At 68.4% G+C, this 20,358-nt stretch carries 18 protein-coding genes; 12 read left to right on the plus strand and 6 right to left on the minus strand.

Translation table 11 applies throughout. The features are described 5' to 3' along the window. Positions 1-3: 3 nt before the first annotated feature. The 7 genes from ACYBYQ_RS08475 to ACYBYQ_RS08505 all read left to right on the plus strand — a co-directional run bounded on the left by ACYBYQ_RS08475 (position 4) and on the right by ACYBYQ_RS08505 (position 6,890). Positions 4-1,101 (plus strand): ABC transporter substrate-binding protein, encoded by a 1,098-nt coding sequence (locus ACYBYQ_RS08475; protein WP_459618304.1) that lies wholly within the window; start codon positions 4-6, stop codon positions 1,099-1,101. Further along, the gene (locus ACYBYQ_RS08480; RefSeq protein WP_459618305.1) at positions 1,101-2,228 is read left to right on the plus strand and encodes an ABC transporter ATP-binding protein; all 1,128 of its coding nucleotides are present in this window, start codon (positions 1,101-1,103) and stop codon (positions 2,226-2,228) included. Before ACYBYQ_RS08475 ends, ACYBYQ_RS08480 begins: the two co-directional genes overlap by 1 nt. 26 nt (positions 2,229-2,254) lie before the next feature. Continuing rightward, a complete protein-coding gene (locus tag ACYBYQ_RS08485) occupies positions 2,255-3,076 on the plus strand; it encodes an ABC transporter permease (protein WP_459618306.1) in 822 nt (273 codons plus the stop codon). After that, positions 3,073-3,864 carry an ABC transporter permease gene (locus ACYBYQ_RS08490; RefSeq protein ID WP_459618307.1) on the plus strand — a complete coding sequence of 264 codons (792 nt, stop codon included), beginning with the start codon at positions 3,073-3,075 and terminating at the stop codon, positions 3,862-3,864. Before ACYBYQ_RS08485 ends, ACYBYQ_RS08490 begins: the two co-directional genes overlap by 4 nt. 18 nt (positions 3,865-3,882) lie before the next feature. After that, positions 3,883-5,019 carry a M24 family metallopeptidase gene (locus ACYBYQ_RS08495; protein ID WP_459618308.1) on the plus strand — a complete coding sequence of 379 codons (1,137 nt, stop codon included), beginning with the start codon at positions 3,883-3,885 and terminating at the stop codon, positions 5,017-5,019. Between the two features lie 5 nt (positions 5,020-5,024). Beyond that, positions 5,025-6,515: a M81 family metallopeptidase gene (locus ACYBYQ_RS08500; protein ID WP_459618309.1), complete on the plus strand. Its 1,491-nt coding sequence runs from the start codon at positions 5,025-5,027 to the stop codon at positions 6,513-6,515. Positions 6,516-6,587: 72 nt separating this feature from the next. Beyond that, positions 6,588-6,890 carry an Rdx family protein gene (locus ACYBYQ_RS08505; protein ID WP_459618310.1) on the plus strand — a complete coding sequence of 101 codons (303 nt, stop codon included), beginning with the start codon at positions 6,588-6,590 and terminating at the stop codon, positions 6,888-6,890. Between the two features lie 17 nt (positions 6,891-6,907). On the opposite strand, the gene ACYBYQ_RS08510 is transcribed toward ACYBYQ_RS08505, so the two are convergent. The 4 genes from ACYBYQ_RS08510 to ACYBYQ_RS08525 form a co-directional block, all read right to left on the minus strand. Then, positions 6,908-7,678, minus strand: coding sequence for an amino acid ABC transporter ATP-binding protein (locus ACYBYQ_RS08510; RefSeq protein WP_459618311.1), 771 nt, complete (start codon positions 7,676-7,678; stop codon positions 6,908-6,910). Next, positions 7,675-8,355 (minus strand): amino acid ABC transporter permease, encoded by a 681-nt coding sequence (locus tag ACYBYQ_RS08515; protein WP_459618735.1) that lies wholly within the window; start codon positions 8,353-8,355, stop codon positions 7,675-7,677. The genes ACYBYQ_RS08510 and ACYBYQ_RS08515 overlap by 4 nt, the downstream gene beginning before the upstream one ends. Before the next feature lie 46 nt (positions 8,356-8,401). Then, positions 8,402-9,187: an amino acid ABC transporter substrate-binding protein gene (locus tag ACYBYQ_RS08520; RefSeq protein ID WP_459618312.1), complete on the minus strand. Its 786-nt coding sequence runs from the start codon at positions 9,185-9,187 to the stop codon at positions 8,402-8,404. A gap of 155 nt (positions 9,188-9,342) precedes the next feature. Next, a complete protein-coding gene (locus tag ACYBYQ_RS08525; protein ID WP_459618313.1) occupies positions 9,343-11,565 on the minus strand; it encodes a heavy metal translocating P-type ATPase in 2,223 nt (740 codons plus the stop codon). Between the two features lie 86 nt (positions 11,566-11,651). On the opposite strand from ACYBYQ_RS08525, the gene cadR reads away from it, so the two are divergent. Then, a complete protein-coding gene (gene cadR, locus ACYBYQ_RS08530; RefSeq protein WP_459618314.1) occupies positions 11,652-12,086 on the plus strand; it encodes a Cd(II)/Pb(II)-responsive transcriptional regulator in 435 nt (144 codons plus the stop codon). Positions 12,087-12,132: 46 nt separating this feature from the next. Beyond that, entirely contained in the window at positions 12,133-12,717 is a 585-nt protein-coding gene (locus tag ACYBYQ_RS08535) for a nitroreductase family protein (protein WP_459618315.1), read from the plus strand. A gap of 159 nt (positions 12,718-12,876) precedes the next feature. Here ACYBYQ_RS08535 and argH read toward each other — a convergent pair whose 3' ends face one another. Further along, on the minus strand, positions 12,877-14,292 hold the full coding sequence (argH, locus tag ACYBYQ_RS08540) for an argininosuccinate lyase (protein WP_459618316.1): 1,416 nt from the start codon (positions 14,290-14,292) through the stop codon (positions 12,877-12,879). A gap of 81 nt (positions 14,293-14,373) precedes the next feature. Between argH and ACYBYQ_RS08545 the strand changes: the two genes are divergently transcribed. Both ACYBYQ_RS08545 and ACYBYQ_RS08550 read left to right on the plus strand, forming a co-directional pair. Beyond that, positions 14,374-16,026 carry an NAD+ synthase gene (locus tag ACYBYQ_RS08545; protein ID WP_459618317.1) on the plus strand — a complete coding sequence of 551 codons (1,653 nt, stop codon included), beginning with the start codon at positions 14,374-14,376 and terminating at the stop codon, positions 16,024-16,026. 14 nt (positions 16,027-16,040) lie between these two features. Next, entirely contained in the window at positions 16,041-16,379 is a 339-nt protein-coding gene (locus tag ACYBYQ_RS08550; RefSeq protein WP_459618318.1) for a P-II family nitrogen regulator, read from the plus strand. A 77-nt stretch (positions 16,380-16,456) separates the two neighbouring features. Here the strand turns inward: ACYBYQ_RS08550 and gspF are convergent, their stop codons facing one another. Next, entirely contained in the window at positions 16,457-17,665 is a 1,209-nt protein-coding gene (gene gspF, locus ACYBYQ_RS08555) for a type II secretion system inner membrane protein GspF (protein ID WP_459618319.1), read from the minus strand. A gap of 120 nt (positions 17,666-17,785) precedes the next feature. On the opposite strand from gspF, the gene gspD reads away from it, so the two are divergent. Further along, complete coding sequence (gspD, locus tag ACYBYQ_RS08560) at positions 17,786-20,353, plus strand: type II secretion system secretin GspD (protein ID WP_459618320.1); 2,568 nt, start codon at positions 17,786-17,788, stop codon at positions 20,351-20,353. The last annotated feature ends 5 nt before the right edge of the window (positions 20,354-20,358 follow it).

The following is a 20,358-nucleotide window of genomic DNA, read 5'->3' on the forward strand; positions in this document are numbered from 1 at the left end:
CACATGCAGTCGAAGTCGTTACCTGTGCGTGCCGGTCGCCGCGCCTTTCTGAAACGTTCCGCCCTGGCGGGGGCTGCCCTGGGCGGCGCCAGCCTGGGCATGCCGCTGGCGTACGGACGAGAGGCGGGCCAGGTGGTGGTCCGCGGTCTGGGCGGCGCCTATCAGGACGCCATGGACGTGGCGCTGTACAAGCCCTTCACGGCCGAGACCGGCATCAAGGTGGTGGTGCAGCCGGCCACGGCGGCCCAGATCCGCGCCATGGTGGAGGCTCGGCGGGTACAGGTCGACGTAGTGGACCTGCTGGACGTGGCGCAGATCGCGCTGGACAAGATTGGTGCGCTGGAGCGCATCGACTACGACGGCATGAAGTACAGCAATCCAGCCGACATCCAGTCCACGGTGCGTCATCCGACCATGGTGGGCAATCTGTACTTCGCCACGGTGCTGGCGTACAACACCGAGGTGTTTCAGCCCGGAACACAGCCGCGTTCGTGGGCGGAGTTCTGGGACGTGGCGCGTTTCCCGGGAGCCCGAACCTTGGCCGACCAGAAGTCGGGTGCGGCGGAACTGGAGTTCGCCTTGCTGGCCGACGGCGCGAACAAGGATCAGCTTTATCCCGTCGATCTCGACCGGGCATTCCGGTCCCTGGACCGCATCAAGGGCAGCGTGGTCAAGTGGTGGGACACCGGCGCCGTATCGGCGCAGTTGCTTGAGCGCAAGGAGGCCGTGCTGGGCGGCATCTGGAACGGTCGAGCGCAGGCGCTGATCGACAAGGGAGCGCCCCTGGCGATCGAGTGGAACCAGGCCAAGCAGCAGGTGCAGTACTGGGGCGTCGTGAAGAACGCTCCCAACAGAGCCAACGCGCAGCGCTTCATCGATTTCGCGCTGCAGCCGCAGGTGCAGGGCGAACTTACGAAGTACATCGCGTACGGCCCCACGAACACCAAGGCCTTCGAGCACGTGCGCCCCGAAGACCTGGCCAAGCTGCCAAGCTCGCCCGAGCATTTTTCCATGTCTTTCGAGCAGGACGCACACTGGTGGTCCGACAACCTTCCCACGATAGGCCAACGCTGGCAGGCCTGGGTGCTGCGGAGGTCCTGATGGCGGGTGCAGCTGCAATGCCGGCGCGCCGGGGAGCCGAACTGAAGCTGGAGGGAATCAGCAAGTTCTATGGGGTATCTGCCGCGGTCTGCGAACTCGACCTGGCCATCGGGGCGGGCGAATTCGTGACGCTGCTGGGAGCCAGCGGATCGGGTAAGACCACCACGCTGATGATGCTGGCGGGGTTCACGGCGCCCAGTTCCGGCCGCATCACCATCGGTGGCCGGGACGTCACCGCGCTGCCGCCGGGCAAGCGGGACCTGGGCGTGGTGTTCCAGAACTATGCCCTGTTCCCACATCTCACGGTTGCGCAGAACCTGGCGTTCCCGCTGGAGATGCGCGGCATGGGGCGTTCGCGCATCGAACAGGAAGTGCGCCGCGCCCTCGACATGGTGCAGTTGCCGGACAAGGGCGGGCGCTACCCCAGGGAGCTGTCGGGTGGACAGCAGCAGCGCATCGCGCTGGCCCGGGCCATCGTGTTTGCGCCCCAAGCGCTGTTGATGGACGAACCCCTCGGCGCCCTGGACAAGAACCTGCGCGAGCACATGCAGGTGGAGATCAAGCGCCTGCACGCCTCGCTGGGTGCGACGATTGTCTTCGTCACGCATGACCAGGAAGAGGCGTTGACCATGTCGGACCGCGTGGCGGTGATGCAGGATGGCCGCATTGCGCAGATTGCCTCCGCGCAGGCGATCTACGAGCAACCGGCGAGCCGTTGGGTGGCGGAGTTCATCGGCCAGTCGAATTTCCTGGCTGGCAGCATCGAGGCGCGCGACGGGCAGGACTACGTCGTCAGGTTGGCCGGCGGCGAGGCCATCCGGGCGCGCGGCAGTGTCTCCGGCGGGATCGGCAGCCGCGTGTACGGCGTGCTGCGTCCGGAGCGCGTGCGTGTGCACCAGGGAGACGCCGCAGATCTCGCGACGGGGCGCTGCCTGCCTGGCGAAGTCGTGGATACGCTCTATCTGGGCCACACGGTGAAGCTGGGGGTGCAACTGCGCGACGGCACCGTGCTGCGTACGCAGGCGGCCTGCGACGGCCATGATCGCGTCCCTGCGGCGGGTACGCCTGTGACGGTGCAATGGGACGCGGGCAGCGTCTGGCTGGTGGATGCACGGGAGGAGGGGTGATGCCGGCCGTACTCCGATCGCCGCGCATGGCTCCCTGGATCCTGCTGGCGCCGGCGTTACTGCTGCTGGCCGTGTTCTTCCTGTATCCGCTAGGCGGGATGCTGGCACGCAGCGTCTACGATCCCGACTTCACCTGGAAACACTATGCCCGCTTGTGGCAGGAGCCCACCTACCTGCAGGTGCTGTGGATCACTTTTGAGATTTCCCTCTCCGTCACCGTGGCGGCCTTGGCGCTCGGCTATCCGCTGGCATATTTCCTGTCGCAGATTCGTCCGCGCACGGCGGGACTGCTAATGATCCTGGTGGTGGTGCCATATTTCACCAGCGTCCTGGTCCGCACCTACGCGTGGATGGTGCTGCTCGGCACCGAAGGCGTCGTCAACCAGCTCCTGCTGGCGGCCGGCCTCATAGGAGAGCCGCTCACGCTGATGTATACGCGCTTCGGGGTGCTGGTGGGCATGACTTACATCCTGCTGCCCTACATGGTGCTGGCGCTCTATAGCGTGATGCGTGGGGTGGATACCGGCCTGCTGCGGGCGGCGGAAAGTCTGGGCGCTTCGCGCCGGCGCGCGTTCTGGCGCATTTTCGTGCCGTTGTCGCTGCCTGGCGTGGCGGCGGGCAGCCTGCTGGTGTTCATTCTTTCCATCGGTTTCTTCATCACGCCGGCGCTCATGGGCAGCCAGGAAGACAGCATGATCTCCATGATCATCGAAAGCCAGGTGGAAACCTATTTCGACTGGGGTTTCGCCTCGGCGCTATCGACCATCCTGCTGGCGTGCACGCTGGTGCTGTTCCTCGTGTATGAACGGGTCGTGGGCCTGAACCGACTCTTCGAGGCCAAGCTATGAATCCACACAAGGTCGGATGGGCCACCAGCGCCGCAGCGATCGCCGTATTGCTGTTCCTGGCATTGCCCATCCTCATCATCTTCCCGCTGGCGCTCAGTCCTTCTGATTATCTGAGCTTCCCGCCGCAAGGGCTGTCGCTGCGCTGGGTCGAGGAAGTGCTGGGCAATGCAGACTGGCGCGCCTCGATATGGCTGAGCTTCCAGATCGCGGTGGGCGCCACGATCCTGGCCGTGGTTCTCAGCGTGCTGGCCGCGCTTGCGCTGGTGCGCGCGCGATTCCGCTTCAAGCAGCTGGTCTACGCGCTGATCCTGCTGCCGATGATCGTGCCCAATATTATCTCCGCCATCGCGATGTTCTTCTTCTTCGCCGACCGGGGCGCCATGTTCGGCAGCACGGCCGCCATCATCATCGGCCACGCCGTGATCGCGCTGCCCATCGCCATCATCATCCTCTCGGCCACGCTGCAGGGCGTGGACAGCCGGCTGGAGAATGCCGCGCTGAGCCTCGGGGCGAACCGCTATACGGCGTTCCGGCGCATCACCCTGCCGTTGATCGCACCGGGGATCGCCTCGGCCTGCATCTTCGCCTTTCTCAGTTCCTTCGACGAGCTGCTGATCGCCATGTTCATGGCAGGCAGCACGGCGCAGACCTTGCCCGTGCGCATCTGGAATTCCGTGCTGTTCCAGCTCGATCCCACCATCGCCGCAGTCAGCGCGCTGCTTGTCGTGGTTTCCGTACTCGCGCTGCTGGCCGCCAATCTGCTGGCAAGCCGCGGCGCGCGCTCTTGAAAATTTTCTAGGATCTCTATGAGCCAGACCAAGAAGTTGCTGTTCACCCAGGACGAGTACGACGCCCGGGTCGAGGCGGTGCGCACCCATATGCGCACGCGTGGCGTGGATGTATTGCTGGTCGACCAGACCGAATTCCTGGCCTACCTCACCGGCTTCAGCATTTCCGAGAATATGTATCGCGCCTGCCTGCTGCCCCTGGAGGGGGAGCCGGTGATGGTATTGCGCGCAGTAGACCTGGGCCCATTCCTGGAAAGTTCCTGGGTGCAGGACGCCGTGGCGTTCTCCGACTGGGAGGATCCGGTCGGCGTGCTGGCGCGCACCCTGGCCCAGCGCGGCTGGGATGGGTTGCGGCTGGGCATGGACGAAGATTCCTACTGCATGCCGCTGCGTCGGTATCGGCAGCTCACGGCTGCCTTGCCCCAGTCCCGCTTCGTCGACTTCTCGGGTGTGCTGGAGCAGGTGCGCATGCGCAAGTCGCCGCAGGAGATCACTTATCTCCGTGAGGCGGGGCGGATCGCCGACCTGGCGCTGCAGGCCGTGGTGGAGCATGCCGGCGAAGGCCGCAGCGAGCGAGATGCCGCCGCGATCGTGCACCAGGTCTTCATGGAGCAGGGGGCCGACACCAGCCGGGCGGGCATCATCACCGCTGGCGTGGGCGACAGCTTCCTGCATGGCAACCTGCACGCCGAACCGCTGCGCCGCGGCGACGTGATGCACTTGGAGCTCCTTCCGCTGGTGAACGGCTACAGCGCCCGCCTGATGCGCCCCGTGGTGATCGGTGCGGCCGGCGAACGGGCCGCGCTGGCCGAGCAGTTGATCGCCATCCAGGATCGCCAGTTCGCCGCGATGGTGCCGGGCCGGCCGGCTCGCGAGGTCGACGCCATCGCCCGCGAAGGCATTCTGCAGGCGGGACTGCGCAAAGATTATCTGAACATCACCGGCTATACGGTTGGACATTTTCCGCTTTCCACGCCGCACACCAGCGATTTCTCGCGGGTATTCCTGCCCGATTCCAACTGGGTGCTCGAACCGGGCATGGTCTTCCACATGTACGTCTCCGCCGCCGGCGTGGCGTTCAGCGAGACGATACTGACCACCGAGACCGGCATCGAGCGGCTTACTCGAGCGCCGCGCCGGCTGTTCGAGGCCTGAAGCCAATGCGACGCATTGCCATCGGCGGATTCCAGCACGAGACCAATACCTTTTCGTCGCAGTCCGCCACCCTGGCCGACTTCCTGGATGGTTCGGGCTGGCCCGGGCTGCTGGAGGGCGCGAACCTGCTGCAGACCACCGCCGCCATGAATCTGCCGGTCGCAGGCGCAGCCGCGGAGCTCAAGGGTCTAGGATACGAGCTAGTGCCGCTGGTGTGGGCAGCAGCCACGCCATCGGGCAGGGTCGAGGACAGCGCCTTCGACGCGATTTGCGAGCGGTTTCTGCGCGCGCTGGAAAGCGCCGGTCCGCTCGATGGCGTGTACTTGGACCTGCACGGCGCCATGGCGACCACTACGTTCGACGACGCGGAAGGGGAGTTCCTGCGCCGGTTGCGCGCGCGCCTGGGGCCGGAGCTGCCGATCGTCGCCAGCCTGGACCTGCATGCCAACGTGTCTGCTGCCATGGTGACGCTGGCCGACGGCTTGGTCGGCTACCGGACCTATCCCCATATCGACATGGTGCAGACCGGGGCGCGGGCGGCCAGGCTGCTGCATGCGCGGTTGGTGCGCGGGGTGCCGCTGGCTGTGGCCTGGCGGCCTCTGGACTTCCTGGTGCCGCTCAGCAGCCAATGCACTTTGGCCGAGCCTGCCGCAGGCCTGTACGCGAAGCTGGAAGCGCTGGAGCGCGAGCTCGGGCTGGCATCCCTGAGCTGGACCGGCGGATTTCCCCTGGCCGATGTGCCGGATTGCGGCCAGGCCGTGCTGGCCTATGGCGAGACGAGCTCGCAGGTCGAGGCTGCGGTGCAGCGCTACAGCCAGTGCGTTGCCGAACAGGAAACGGCATTCCAGCAGCGCATCTGGGATGATGCCGAGGCGGTGGCGCATGTCATGCCACGTGCGGCGGCCGGGCATGGCCCCATTGTCCTGGCCGATACCCAGGACAATCCGGGCGGCGGCGGCGCTTCCGACACGACGGGCCTTTTGCGAGCCCTCGTGGCGGCGGGGGCTCAGAATGCGGTTGTTGCGATGATCCGCGACGGCGAGGCGGTGCGGCGCGCGTACGCAGCAGGGGCGAGTGCATCCGTGCACCTGGCTCTCGGTGGGCGCACGCCCGACGCAACGGGTCATCCAGGCGTGCCTTGTACCGGCCTGTACGAAGTGGAGCGCCTGACCGACGGCCGCTTCACTGGCACGGGGCCCATGTGGGGCGGTTCGCCCATCGACCTGGGGCCCACCGCATTGTTGCGATTGGGCGGCGTGCGCGTCATCGTGACCACGGGCAAGATGCAGGCGGCCGACCAATCCATCCTGCGCCACGTCGGCATCGAGCCGGCAGAGGTGGGGATCCTCGCGCTCAAAAGCTCGGTGCATTTCCGCGCAGATTTCCAGGCGCTGGCAAAGGAGATCCTGGTGGTGGCCAGTCCGGGGCTGGTCCGTGCCCGCCTGCGCGGCTTGCCATATCACAAGCTCCGGCCCGGATTGCGCATGCCGGCCTGAGTTGTGCCGGCTGCGCCTGCCATGAAGGCCTTCGACGTCGTAAGCTATCCCTCCCGCCCAAAGGAGCTCGCCATGAACACGCCCACGGCCCGTCCCCGCATCGTCATCGAATACTGCACGCTGTGCCAGTGGCTGCTGCGCGCGGCCTGGATGGCGCAGGAGCTGCTGTCCACGTTTTCCACCGACCTCGCCGAGGTGGCGCTGGCGCCGGGCACGGGCGGCGTGTTCCGGGTGCACTACGATGGCGAGATCATCTGGGACCGCACGGTGGACGGGGGCTTTCCGGATGCCAAGGCGCTCAAGCAGCGCGTGCGCGACCGCCTCGACCCGGGCCGGGACCTCGGCCACATCGACGGCCACAAGAAGGCGGGCTGAAGCGCCGCGGCAGCGCTTCAGGCGGTCCAGTCCTCGGGCAGGGCGCTGCGCGCCAGCGTGGCCACGAAGTCGGCGGTGCGGTCGTCGCCGGGGTGGGTGAACACGCGGCGCGGCGGGCCCGCCTCGATGATTTCGCCGTCGTGCAGGAACACGACCTGCCGCGCGATGGCGGCCGCCAGGCGCAGGTCGTGCGTGGCCATGATCATGGTCATGCCCTCGGCCGCGAGGCGGCGCAGTACGTCCACGACTTCCTCGGCCAGGCTGGGATCCAGCGCGGACGTGGGCTCGTCGCACAGCAGCACGCGCGGCGAAGGCGCGAGCGCACGCGCGATGGCCACGCGCTGCTGCTGGCCGCCCGACAGGGTGGCGGGCCAGGCGTCGGCCTTGGCGGCCATGCCCACCTTCTCCAGCAGCTCCATGGCGCGGTCGCGGGCGCGCGCCCGGGGCCAGCGTTGCACCGTCACGAGCCCTTCCATGACGTTCTCGATGGCGCTGCGGTGGGGGAACAGCTGGAAGTTCTGGAACACCATGCCGGTCTGGCGCCGCACGCGCAGCAGCGCCTCGACGGCGGGGCGCCGGCCGGGCTTGAAGCGCATGTGCTCCTCGCCCAGGTCGAGCGTTCCGGTTTCGGGCACTTCCAGCAGGTTGACGCAGCGCAGCAGCGTGCTCTTGCCGCTGCCCGAAGGGCCGATGAGGGCGGTGACGCCGCCTTCGGCCACGTCGAGATCGATCCCGCGCAGCACCGGGTGGCCGTCGAAGGATTTGGAGACGTTGCGCAGGCGGATCATCGCAGTTTCCCGGCGAATACGGCATGCTGGCCGTAGCGTTTCTCGAGCCGGCCCTGCACGGCCGACAGCACCGAACTGAAGATCAGGTAGATCAGCGCGGCTTCGAGGTACAGCACCAGCGGCTCGTAGGTGACGGCCGCGATGCGCTGGGCGGCCTGGAAGATCTCGGGCACGGTGATCACCGCGGCCAGCGAGGTGTCCTTGACCAGCGAGATGAAGGAGTTGGCCAGCGGCGGCACGGCCACGCGCGCGGCCTGCGGCAGAACGGTGCGGCGCATGGCCTGGCCGCGCGTCATGCTGAGGGAATAAGCGGCTTCCCATTGGCCCTTGGGAATGGACTCGATGGCGGCGCGGATCACTTCGGAGTTGTAGGCGCCCACGTTCAGGGTGAACCCGATCAGCGCGGCCGGCAGCGGGTCGAGCACGATGCCGGCGCTGGGCAGGCCGTAGAAGATCACGAAGAGCTGCACCAGCAGCGGGGTACCGCGGATCAGCCACACATAGAAGCGCACCAGCGCGACCAGCGGCCGCGGCCCGAAGAGCCGGATCAGGGCCACCACGAAAGCCAGCACCAGGCCGGCGGCGAAGGACAGGAGCGTGAGGGGAACGGTGAAGACCAGGCCGGCATGCAGCAATGGCCAGAACGAGTCGGCCATCAGCTGCAGCCAGGCGGGCAGGGCGGTAGCGGTTTCCTCGGGCATCGGCGGCGCGGCTCCGGGCGGCTCAGCGCGCCGACAGGTCGGTGCCGAAGTACTTCTCGGAAATGCGCTTGTAGGTGCCGTCGGCCTTGATGGCGGCCAGGGCCTGGTTGATGGCCTCGCGCAGCTCGGGGTTGTTCTTGCGGATCAGCACGCCCGATTGCGTGAATTCCTTGGCGGTGTCGCGCGCGGCGATGCGCACGGGCGCGTCGGGCTTGTGCTTCTTGAAGTCCAGGAACGACAGCTCGTCGTTGATGGTGGCGTCCACGCGGCGCGACAGCAGCAGGTCTATGGATTCGTTGAAGCCCTGCACCGGCACCACGTTGGCGCCGTATTGCTGGGCCAGCTTGCCGAAGTTGCTGGTGAGGGTGTTGGCCGAGCGCTTGCCCTTGATGTCGTCGAAGCCGCGGATCTCCTGGTTGTCGTTGCGCACGATGAGCACGGCCGCGGAGGAGATGTAGGGCTCGGAGAAGTCGTACTTGGCGCGGCGCGCCTCGGTGATGCCAACCTGGTTGATGACGGCGTCGTAGCGGCGCACGTCCAGGCCGGCGATGAGGCCGTCCCACTTGCCTTCCACGAATTCGGCCTTCACGCCCATGTGCTCGGCGATCGCGCGGCCGATCTCCACGTCGAAGCCGGTGAGGCCGGAGGCGTCGTGGTAGGTGAAGGGGGCATAGGTGCCTTCGGTGCCGATCTTGAACACGCCGGCCTGCTTGATGCGGGCCAGGTCGTCGGACTGGGCATGGGCGGTGCCGAGGGCCAGCAGGGGCGCCACGGCAAGGGAGAGCAAGGCGCGCAAGAGCGGTTTCATCGCGGGCTCCACATGGACGAGGGGTCGAAGGGGACGAGCACTCTAGCAACGTGTCTATTGTTTCACAAGGATGTTCCCGTGGTTCCGAAATAACAAAAAGTCATGAGACGCGCCGCGCCGCCGATGGCGCAGCGCAGCATGGAACGGCGTGGGTCTCAGCCCGCGCGCAGCAGGCGCAGGCCGTTGGCCACCACCAGCAGGGCTGCGCCCACGTCGGCGAACACGGCCATCCACAGGCTGGCCTGGCCCGTGACGGCCAGCACCAGGAACACGGCCTTGATGCCCAGCGCGAGCGCGATGTTCTGCACCAGCACGCGGTGCGTGGCGCGCGACAGGCGCACGAAGATGCCGATCTTGCGCAGGTCGTCGTCCATCAGTGCGACGTCGGCGGTTTCGATGGCGGTGCCGGTGCCGGCCGCGCCCATCGCGAAGCCGATGTCGGCACGCGCCAGGGCGGGCGCGTCGTTGATGCCGTCGCCCACCATGCCCACGCGGGCCGCGGGCCCGAGCCTGGCTTCGATGGCGCGCAGCTTGTCCTCGGGCAGGAGGTCGCCGCGGGCCTCGTCGATGCCGGCGGCCTGCGCCACGGCCTGCGCGGCGCGCGCATTGTCGCCGGTGAGCATCAGCGTGCGCACGCCCAGCGCATGCAGCTCGGCCACCGCTTCGACGCTGCCGGGCCGCAGGGTGTCGGCCACCGCCACCAGCAGCAGCACGCCGTGTTCATCGGCAAGCGCGACGGCGGTCTTGCCTTCGGCTTCCAGCGCATCGACGCGCTGCGTGAAGGCGGCGTCGGCCAGGCCCAGCTCCGTCATCAGGCGGCGGTTGCCGAGGTGGTAGAGGTTGCCGCCGATCCGCCCGCGCACGCCGCGCCCGGGCAGGGCGGAGAATTCGTGGACGGCCAGGCGTTCCAGGCCGCGCGCGTCGGGTGATTGCGCCAGGGCATGCGATACGGGATGGTCGGAGCGCGCCGCAAGACTGGCCCCGATCTGCAGGCTGTCGCCGCTTCGGGCGTCCAGGCGGAGGAGGTCGGTGACCACGGGCCGGCCCTGGGTGAGCGTGCCGGTCTTGTCCAGCGCCAGCCAGGCCAGCCTGCGGCCTTCCTCCAGGTAGACGCCGCCCTTGATCAGGATGCCGCGGCGCGCGGCCGCGGTGAGGCCGCTGACCACGCTCACGGGGGTGGAGATGACCAGGGCGCACGGGCAGGCGATGATGAGCAGGGCCAGGGCGCGGTATGCCGCGTCCAGCCATGCCTGGCCGAGCAGCAGCGGCGGCGCCAGCGCCACCAGCACGGCCAGGCCCACCACGGCGGGGGTGTAGTAGCGCGAGAAGCGGTCGATGAAGCGCTGCGTGGGCGCGCGCGCGCCCTGGGCCTGCTCCACCGCGTGGATGATGCGGTCCAGCGTGGTGTCGCCGGCGGCCGCGGTGACGCGGTATTCGAGGCTGCCCTCGGCGTTGACCGTCCCGGCGTAGACCGGCTCTCCCGGTCCCTTGTCCACCGGCAGGCTCTCGCCGGTGATGGGCGACTGGTCCACGGCGGAGCGGCCCTGGGCCACGACCCCGTCGGCGGCGATGCGCTCGCCCGGCCGCACACGCACCAGGTCGCCGGGCTGCAGGCTGGCCGCCGGCGCCTCGACCCACTGGCCGTCGGGCCGGCGCACGGTGGCGGTGGGCGGGGCGAGGTCCAGCAGGCCGCGCACGGCATTGCGCGCACGGTCCAGCGCGCGCGCCTCGATCAATTCGGCCACGTTGAAGAGGAACATCACCATGGCTGCCTCCGGCCATTGGCCAATGAGGACGGCGCCGGTGACGGCGATGCTCATCAGGGCGTTGATGTTGAGGTTGCCGTTGCGCACCGCGATCCAGCCCTTGCGGTACGTGCCCAGCCCGCAGGCCAGGATGGAGAGCAGGGCCGGCACGGCCGCGGCCCAGGCGGGCAGGGACGCGAAGTGCGCGATCTCCGCGGCCACGGCCAGCACGCCGCCCAGCGCCAGCAGGCGCCAGCCACGGGCCGCGCCCAGGCGCGCCTCGGGGGCGGGCGCGGCGGCGTCCATGGGCTCGGGCGTCATGCCCAGCGTGCGGATGGCCGCCTGCACCGCGGGCAGCGCGCCTTCGGCGTGCACCACGGTAAGCACCCGCTGCATCAGGTTGAAGTCCAGCGCCCGCACCGCGTCCATGGCGTCCAGCTTGCCGCGGATCAGTCGTTCCTCGGTGGGGCAGTCCATCTGGCCGATGCGCAGCCGCGACATCACTTCGCCGGGGCCGGGCCGCAGCGCGCCGGACGGGGCGCGCGACGGGGGCGGGGCCTGGACAGGGGCATCATGGCGATGGGCGTGGCCATGGGCGCAGCAGGCGGGTTCGTGATGGGGCGTGGATGACATGGCAGGGGGGCCAGTCCGTGAACGATGACCTATTGCACACCCTAGAGTTACTATAGGGTCAACGACCCACGTCTGGAGGTGTCGCCATGAAGATCGGAGCCCTGGCCAAGGCGGCCGGAACCACCGTCGAAACGGTGCGCTACTACGAGAAGGAGGGGCTGCTGCCGGCCCCCGAGCGCGGCCTGAACAATTACCGCAGCTACGGCCCTGCCCACCTGGAGCGCCTGCGGCTGATCCGCAACTGCCGGGCGCTGGACATGACGCAGGAGGAGATCCGCACCATTCTGGCCCTGTCCGATCATCACGAGGCCGGTTGCGGTCCCATCAACGCGCTGTTCGACGAGCACATCCAGCACGTCGACATGCGAATCGCCGAACTGCAGCAGCTCAAGGCGCAGCTGTGCGAGCTGCGGCAGCGCTGCCTGTCGGCACGGCCCGACACCGACGATTGCGGCATCCTGCACGGCCTCACCGAAATGGACGTGCAGGAACGGCCGGAGCGTCATACCCACCTGGGTTGACCGGGTGGCGTATGATGAGAACGTTTCTCATCGAAGCCCACGCAACATGACCGATATCTCGCTACCGCTGCATGCCCTGCATACCCGCCGCTCCATGAAGTTCCTGCGCGCGCCGGCCCCCCGTCCCGAAGAGCTCGACCAGATCCTGCAGGCCGCCATGAGCGCGCCCGACCATGGCGCCTTGCGTCCGTGGCGCTACGTGCTGATCCGGGGCGAGGCCATCGGCCGGCTGGCCGACCTGGCGCTGGACGCGGTCAAGCGCAGCGGCGACAAACGCATGACGCCTGAAAAGGAAAAGTCCGTGCGCGAATGGCTGGCCGGCGTGCCGCTGCTGATCGGCCTGGCGCACAAGATCGACCACGACAATCCCAAGGTGCCCGAGCAGGAACAACTGCTGGCCACGGGGGCATCGGTCATGAACATTCTCAACGCCGTGCACATGCTGGGTTATGCCGCATTCTGGAGCACCGGCCTGGGCACCTACCTGGAGGAGGTGCAGCAGGCGCTCGGCCTGGACCCGCTCGACTACCGCTTCCTCGGCTTCCTGGCCGTCGGCACGCCCGCCTGCGCCATGCCCGAAGCCACGCGCCCCGACTACCGCGAATTCGTCACCGAGTGGACCGGCGCCTGACCCCTCCCGCCACTCTTATATAAGTTGGTGTCAGACACCAGCTTTCACCAAACGCTAAAGGCTGGTGTCTGACACCGTCTTGTATAAGACTCGAGTGCGGCGGGTGCAGGGATAAAAAACGCCGGCTCGGGGCCGGCGTTTGTTGCATGCGAGCGAGGCTCAGCGGGTTTCGTCGAGCACGCGCCGGGCTTCTTCGCGCACGCGGTCGGGGGCGGTGCCGCCGATGTGGTTGCGGGCGGCGACGGAGCCTTCTAGCGTGAGCACCTGGTGGATGTCTTCGGCGATGGCGGGATGGTATGCCTGCAGCTCGGCCAGGCTGAGGTCGGCGAGGTCGCAGCCGCGCTGTTCGCAGTCGCGCACGGCGTGGGCCACGACTTCGTGGGCGTCGCGGAAAGGCAGGCCCTGCTTGACCAGGTAGTCGGCGAGGTCGGTGGCGGTGGCGTAGCCCTGCAGCGCAGCAGCGCGCATGTTCTCGGGCTTGACCTTGATGCCGGCGGCCATGTCGGCGAAGATCGTGAGCGTGTCGCGCAGGGTGTCGACCGTGTCGAACAGGCCTTCCTTGTCTTCCTGGTTATCCTTGTTGTAGGCCAGGGGCTGGCCCTTCATGAGGGTGAGCAGGGCGACCAGGTGGCCGTTGACGCGGCCGGCCTTGCCGCGGGCCAGTTCGGGCACGTCGGGGTTCTTCTTCTGCGGCATGATGGAACTGCCGGTGCAGAAGCGGTCGGCCAGGTCGATGAAGCCCACGCGCGGGCTCATCCACAGCACCAGCTCTTCGGACAGCCGCGAGACGTGGGTCATGATGAGCGCGGCGGCGGCGCAGAACTCGATGGCGAAGTCGCGGTCGGAGACGGCATCGAGCGAGTTGCGGCACACGCCGTCGAATTCCAGGGTGCGGGCCACGCGCTCGCGGTCGATCGGGAACGAGGTGCCGGCCAGGGCGGCGGCGCCCAGGGGCAGGCGGTTGACGCGCTTGCGGCAGTCGGCCAGGCGCTCGGCGTCGCGGCCGAACATCTCGGCGTAGGCCAGCAGATGGTGGCCGAACGTGACGGGCTGGGCCACCTGCAGGTGCGTGAATCCGGGCATGATGGTGCCGGCATTCTCCAGTGCCACCGTGGCCAGGGCGTGGCGCAGCTGGCGCAGCAGGCCCACCAGATGGTCGATCTCGTCGCGCAGCCACAGGCGGATGTCGGTGGCCACCTGGTCGTTGCGCGAACGGCCGGTGTGCAGCCGCTTGCCGGCGTCTCCCACGAGCTCGACCAGGCGCTTCTCGATGTTCAGGTGCACGTCTTCGAGGTCGAGCAGCCACTGGAAGCTGCCGGCGTCGATCTCGGACAGGATCTGCCGCATGCCGCGCTGGATGTCGGCGAGGTCCTGGGCGGAGATGATGCCCTGCGCCGCCAGCATTTCCGCATGGGCCAGCGAGCCGCGGATGTCGTGGCGCGCCAGGCGCTGGTCGAAGTCCACCGACGCGGTGTAGCGCTTGACGAGATCGGAAACCGGCTCGGAGAACCGGGCGGACCAGGCTTGCGCCTTGTTGGCGAACTGGTCTTGATTGGAGTGGGTGTTCTTTGCCATGATGGGCGGATTATACGGGCCGGCCAGGAGCGGGACATGCGATAATTTTTGCTTGTCCACTCCCCCAATCTGGATATCCGCATGAGCGCCCGGGTAGCAATTGCGCAAATCAACGCCGTGGTCGGCGACCTCGCCGGCAACGCCGAACGTGTGCTGCGCGCGGCCCGCGCGGCCCACGAGAAAGGGGCCGACGTCCTGGTCGCGCCCGAGCTGGTGCTCACCGGCTATCCCCCCGAAGACCTGCTGCTGCGCCCCTTCTTCGTCGAGCGGCAGCTGCATGTGCTGGACACCCTGCGCGAGCAGCTGGCGGGCCTGGCCGGGCTGCACGTGGTGGTGGGCTATGTCGAGTCGCGCCAGGGGCGCCTCTACAACGCCGCCATCGTGCTGTGCGAGGGCCGCGTGGCGGGCCGCTACGCCAAGCTCGAACTGCCCAACTATTCCGTGTTCGACGAGCAGCGCTACTTCACCGCCGACGGCGCGCCCTGCGTGTTCGAGGTCAAGGGCGTGCCGTTCGGCGTGACCATCTGCGAGGACGTCTGGTTCGACCGCGCCCCGCGCGCTGCCGCGCAGGCCGGCGCCCGGGTCCTGCTGGTGCCCAACGCCTCGCCCTACAACACCGGCAAGCAGGACGAGCGCCGCGAAGTCGTGGCGCGCTGCGTGCGGGAAACCGGCTGCGCCGTGGTCTATGCCAACATGGTGGGCGGCCAGGACGAGCTGGTGTTCGACGGCGCCTCCTTCGTGCTCGATGCCCACGGCGCGGCGGTGGCGCGGCTGCCCGAGTTCGCCGAGCATGTGGCCCTGGTCGAGGTCTCGGCCGACGGCGCGGTGCGCCCCGCGTCGGCACAGGCCGACGTGGCGCCGCTGGGCCCTGAAGAGCAGGTCTGGAATGCGCTGGTGGTTGGGGTGCGCGACTACCTCGGCAAGAACGGCTTCCCGGGCGCCATCATCGGCCTGTCCGGCGGCATCGATTCAGCCGTGGTGCTGGCCGTCGCGGTCGACGCGCTGGGGGCGGAGAACGTGCGGGCCGTGATGATGCCGTCGCGCTACACGGCCGACATCTCCCAGACCGACGCGGCCGACATGGCGCGGCGCCTGGGCGTGCAGTACGACGTGATCCCCATCGCGCCCGCGGTCGGCGCATTCGACGGGATGCTGGCGCAGCAGTTCGCCGGCCTGCCGCTCGATGCCACCGAGGAGAACATCCAGGCCCGGGTGCGCGGCACGCTGCTGATGGCGCTGTCCAACAAGACGGGCAGGCTGGTGCTCACCACGGGCAACAAGTCGGAAATGACCACCGGCTATTGCACCCTGTACGGCGACATGGCCGGCGGTTTCGCCGTCATCAAGGACGTCCCCAAGACCCTGGTGTACCGTCTGGCGCGCTGGCGCAATACCCGCGGCGAGGTCATCCCGGATCGCATCATCACGCGTCCGCCCTCGGCGGAACTGCGGCCCGACCAGACCGACCAGGACAGCCTGCCGCCCTACGACGTGCTCGACGGCATCATGGCGCTCTACATGGAACGCAACGCATCGGCCGCCGACATCGTGGCCGCCGGATACCCGCCCGACGCCGTGGAGCAGGTGGTGCGGCTGATCCGCATCAACGAATACAAGCGTCGCCAGGCGCCACCGGGGCCGCGCATCACGCCGCGCGCATTCGGCCGGGATTGGCGCTATCCTGTCACCAACGGGTTCCGCGAGACGCTGCACACCGATCGTCACCACAAATAACCAGGGATACGTACGTGAAACAAGTCACCGCCATCATCAAACCGTTCAAGCTCGACGAGGTGCGCGAGGCGCTGGCCGAGGTGGGCGTCAGCGGCCTCACGGTCGCCGAGGTCAAGGGCTTCGGCCGCCAGAAGGGCCACACCGAGCTGTACCGCGGCGCCGAGTACGTCGTGGATTTCCTGCCCAAGATCCGTGTCGAGGTGGTGCTGTCCGACAGCATGGTGGAGCCCGCCATCGAGGCCATCCTCAAGGCCGCGCGCACCGGCAAGATCGGCGACGGCAAGATCTTCGTCAGCCCGGTGGAGCAGGCCATCCGCATCCGCACCGGCGAGAGCGACGACGAGGCCCTGTAGCCCGCACTGCCGTCATTGCCGCAGGTTCACGGCCGGCCCCCAGGGGCCGGCCGTTTCATTTCAATTCCGCCGCGGCTTCAGCGCACTAGCTGGTTCATCTCCAGGATGGGCATCATCACGGCCAGCACGATCAGCAGGACCAGGCCGCCCATCACCAGGATGAGCAGCGGTTCGAGCAGCGCCGTCATGGCCATGGCGCGGCGCTCGAGGTCCTGCGACAGCGTGGCCGCGCCGCGGGTCAGCAGTTCGGGCAGCTGGCCGGTCTTCTCGCCGCTGGCCATGAGGTGTATCAGCAGCGGCGGAAAGCAGCGCTGCGCCGCGAGCGAAGACGACAGCGGCGCGCCTTCGCGCACCCGCTGCGTGGCCTCGTCCACGGCCAGGCGCAGGCGTTCGTTGCCCAGCGTGCGGCGCGCGGCATCCAGGGCCGTCAGCAGCGCCACGCCGCTGCCTGTGAGGATGGCCAGCGTGGACGCGAAGCGGGCGGATTCCACGCCCAGCACGAAGCGGCCGACCAGCGGCAGGCGCAGCACGCGCGTGTGCCAGGCCAGCCGCGCGGCCGGCGCCCGCAGCGCATAGCGCCACAGCCCGAAGGCCGTGCCCAGGACCAGGGCGCCCGCCCAGCCCCAGTCGCGCACCGCATCGCTGGCCGCCAGCATCAGCCGCGTCAGCAGCGGCAGCTGCTGCTTGGCATGGTCGAAGGCCGAGACGACCTGAGGCACCACGTAGCCCAGCATGAAGAGCACGATCCCCACCGACACGGTGGCGACCACGGCGGGGTAGATGAAGGCGGTGAGCACCTTGCTGCGCAAGGCGTTGCGCGATTCGATGTAGCCCGCCAGCTTCTCCATCACCTGGGAAAGGTCGCCCGAGGCCTCGCCTGCGCCCACGAGCGCGCGGTAGATCTCGGGGAAATCGCGCGGGCGCGAGGCCAGCGCATCGGAGAGGCGATGGCCGGCGCGCACGTCGGAGCGCACCTCCGTGAGCAGGTTGGCCATGTGGCGGTTCTCGGCCTGCTCCAGGGTGGCGCTGAGCGCCGCGTCCAGCGGCAGGCTCGCCGCGAGCAGGCTGGACAGCTGGCGCGTCATCCAGGCCAGGTCGGCGTCCGACAGGCGCGGGCGCAGCGCGGCGCCCAGCGAGCCGCTGCGCGCCGCGGCCGGCGCGGTCGACAGCGGCAGCAGGCCGCGCTGGCGCAGCTGGTTGCGCGCGCCGCGCTCGGTCTCGGCGTCGAGCGTGCCGCGCACGATGCGGCCCAGCGCATCGCTGGCTTCATAACGGTAGGAGGGCATGGAAAAGCGCGTGGATCCGGGGCTGTACGGCCTGCCACCATGCCGTTGAATTATGACCGTAGTGTTTCACGTAGCACCCGTATACTCGCCGGGTTTTCCTCGCCACCTGGTAAAGATCCCATGCGTCAACTCCTGTCGTTCAGCCTGGCCGCGGTGCTCGCCGCGACTGCCTGTGCGTGGCCGCCCCAAGCCGCGCACGCGCAACAGGTCGACAACCGAGTCAGCCTCAATTTCGTCGACACCGACATCCCCGCGGTGCTGCGTGCGCTGTCGCTGTTCACGCAGCGCAACTTCCTGGTCGACCCGCGGGTCAAGGGCAAGATCACGCTGGTGTCGGAACGCCCGGTGGATCGCAACCAGGCGCTCTCCATGCTGACCGGTGCATTGCGCATGCAGGGCTACGCCATCGTCGAGGTCGACGGCGTGACGCGGGTGGTGCCCGAGGCCGACGGCAAACTGCAGGGCAGCCCGGTGGTGGGCGGCGCAAGGCCGGCCGCGCCCGTGCCGGTGGAACAGTTCGCCGGCCGCGGCAGCGAGATCATCACGCGCGTATTTCCGCTGAAGTACGAGAACGCGGCCAACCTCGTGCCGGTGCTGCGGCCGATGGTGGCCCCCAACAACCCCATCAATGCCTACCCGGGCAACAACACGCTGGTCATCACGGACTATGCCGACAACCTCGAGCGCATCGCGCAGGTGATCGCCAGGGTCGACGTGCCCACGTCGATGGATACCGACGTGGTGCCCGTGCAGAATGGCATTGCGGCCGACATCGCCGCGCTGGCCACCCAGCTCATGGACGGCCAGCAGGGCAACGATTCCGGCCAGCGCATCGCGCTGGTGGCCGATCCGCGCAGCAATTCGGTCGTGATCCGCTCGGGCAGCCCGGCGCGCACCCAGCTGGCGCGCCAGCTCATCGCCAAACTCGACAGCCAGTCGCGCGGGGCCGGCAATCTGCATGTGGTCTATCTGCGCAATGCGCTGGCCACGCGCATGGCGCAGATCCTGGGCGGCCTGCTCGCGGGCCAGGGGCAGTACAGTCCTTCCGGCAGCACGGGAACGGGCTCGACCACCGGCGCGGCCGGGGGCGGCGCAGCCACCGCCACCACGACGAACCGCAGCCAGTCGGCGCCGGCGACGCAGACCGCCAGCTACAGCGGCTCCTCGTCCATGGGGCTGGGCACGACCGAGCAGATCCAGCGAGAGGCCACCAGCCTGGAGCCGGTGTCCTATTCGGGCAACGGAGCGGTGGTGCAGGCCGACCCGTCGACCAACTCGCTCATCATCTCGGCGCCCGAGCCCCTGTACCGCAGCCTGCGCGAGGTCATCGACCAGCTCGACCAGCGCCGCGCCCAGGTGCTGGTGGAGAGCCTGATCGTCGAAGTCAGCGAGAACGTATCCTCCGAATTCGGCATCCAGTGGATGACCGGCAGCAGCAACCTCAGCAACGGCAGCACCGGCTTCATCGGCGGCACCAACCTGGGCGGCAGCGGCATCAGCGTCAACGGGGCGACGACCCTGGACGCGCTGGGCAGCGGCCTGTCGCTGGGCGTGGTCAAGGGCACGGTGGACGTGCTGGGCAACGAGATCATCAACCTGGGCGTGCTGGCGCGCGCCCTCCAGGCCACCGGGCAGGCCAACATCCTGTCCACGCCCAACCTCCTGACGCTGGACAACGAGCAGGCCAGCATCATGGTCGGCCAGACCGTGCCGTTCATCACGGGCCAGTACACCACGTCCGGAGACAGCAGCACCAATCCGTTCCAGACGATCGAGCGCGAGGACGTGGGCCTGAAACTGAACATCCGGCCTCAGATATCCGAAGGCGGGGCCGTCAAGCTGGACATCTACCAGGAAGTCAGCAGCGTCGACCAGAGCACGGCCACGTCCACGCTGGGCGTCACGACCAACAAGCGCGCCATCGATACCAGCGTGCTGGTCGACGACGGCCAGATCATCGTGCTGGGCGGCCTGCTGCAGGATGCCGTCACGACCAGCAACGACGGCGTTCCGGGGCTGAGCAAGATTCCCATCCTGGGGGCGCTGTTCCGCTACGATGCGCGCAGCCGCACCAAGACCAACCTGATGGTGTTCCTGCGTCCCTACGTGGTGCGCAATGGAGAGCAGGGCGCCAGCCTGACGCTGGACCGCTATGACTACATGCGGCGCCAGCAGAGCCAGGCCCGGCCCAACGAGCACTGGCTGCTGCCGGACATGGATGCGCCGCTGCTGCCGCCGGCGGGCGTGCAGACCGCCAGCCGCGCCGGCACGCCATACGATATGCGGCCCGAGCATCTCGCCGAGACGATGCGGCGCGATCCTCCTCGCACCACGGAGACGTTCGCGGTACGCCAGATGCCGCAGGCCGCCGACCAGGCCGATGCCAGGTCCATCCGCGTGAACCTGCCGCGCGGAGCCAGCATCGCGACGGACATCGCAGCGCTGTATCCCGACACGAGCCGCAATGTCACCACGCTGCAGCTGGCCAATGTCGAGACCTCGGCGCAGGCCGAGCAGATCGTGCAAAGGGTCAGGCTCAGCGGCCTGAGCGCGTACGTGATGCCCGGTCCGGGCAATCAGGGATACCTGGTGCGCGCGGATGTGGCGCGCGATGCCACCACCGTCGACACGACCCTGCAGCTGCTGCGCGAGCTGGGATTTCGCGGCGAACTGGTGACCCAGCCGTAGGCGCG

It is taken from the genome of Bordetella sp. 2513F2, assembly GCF_054642735.1.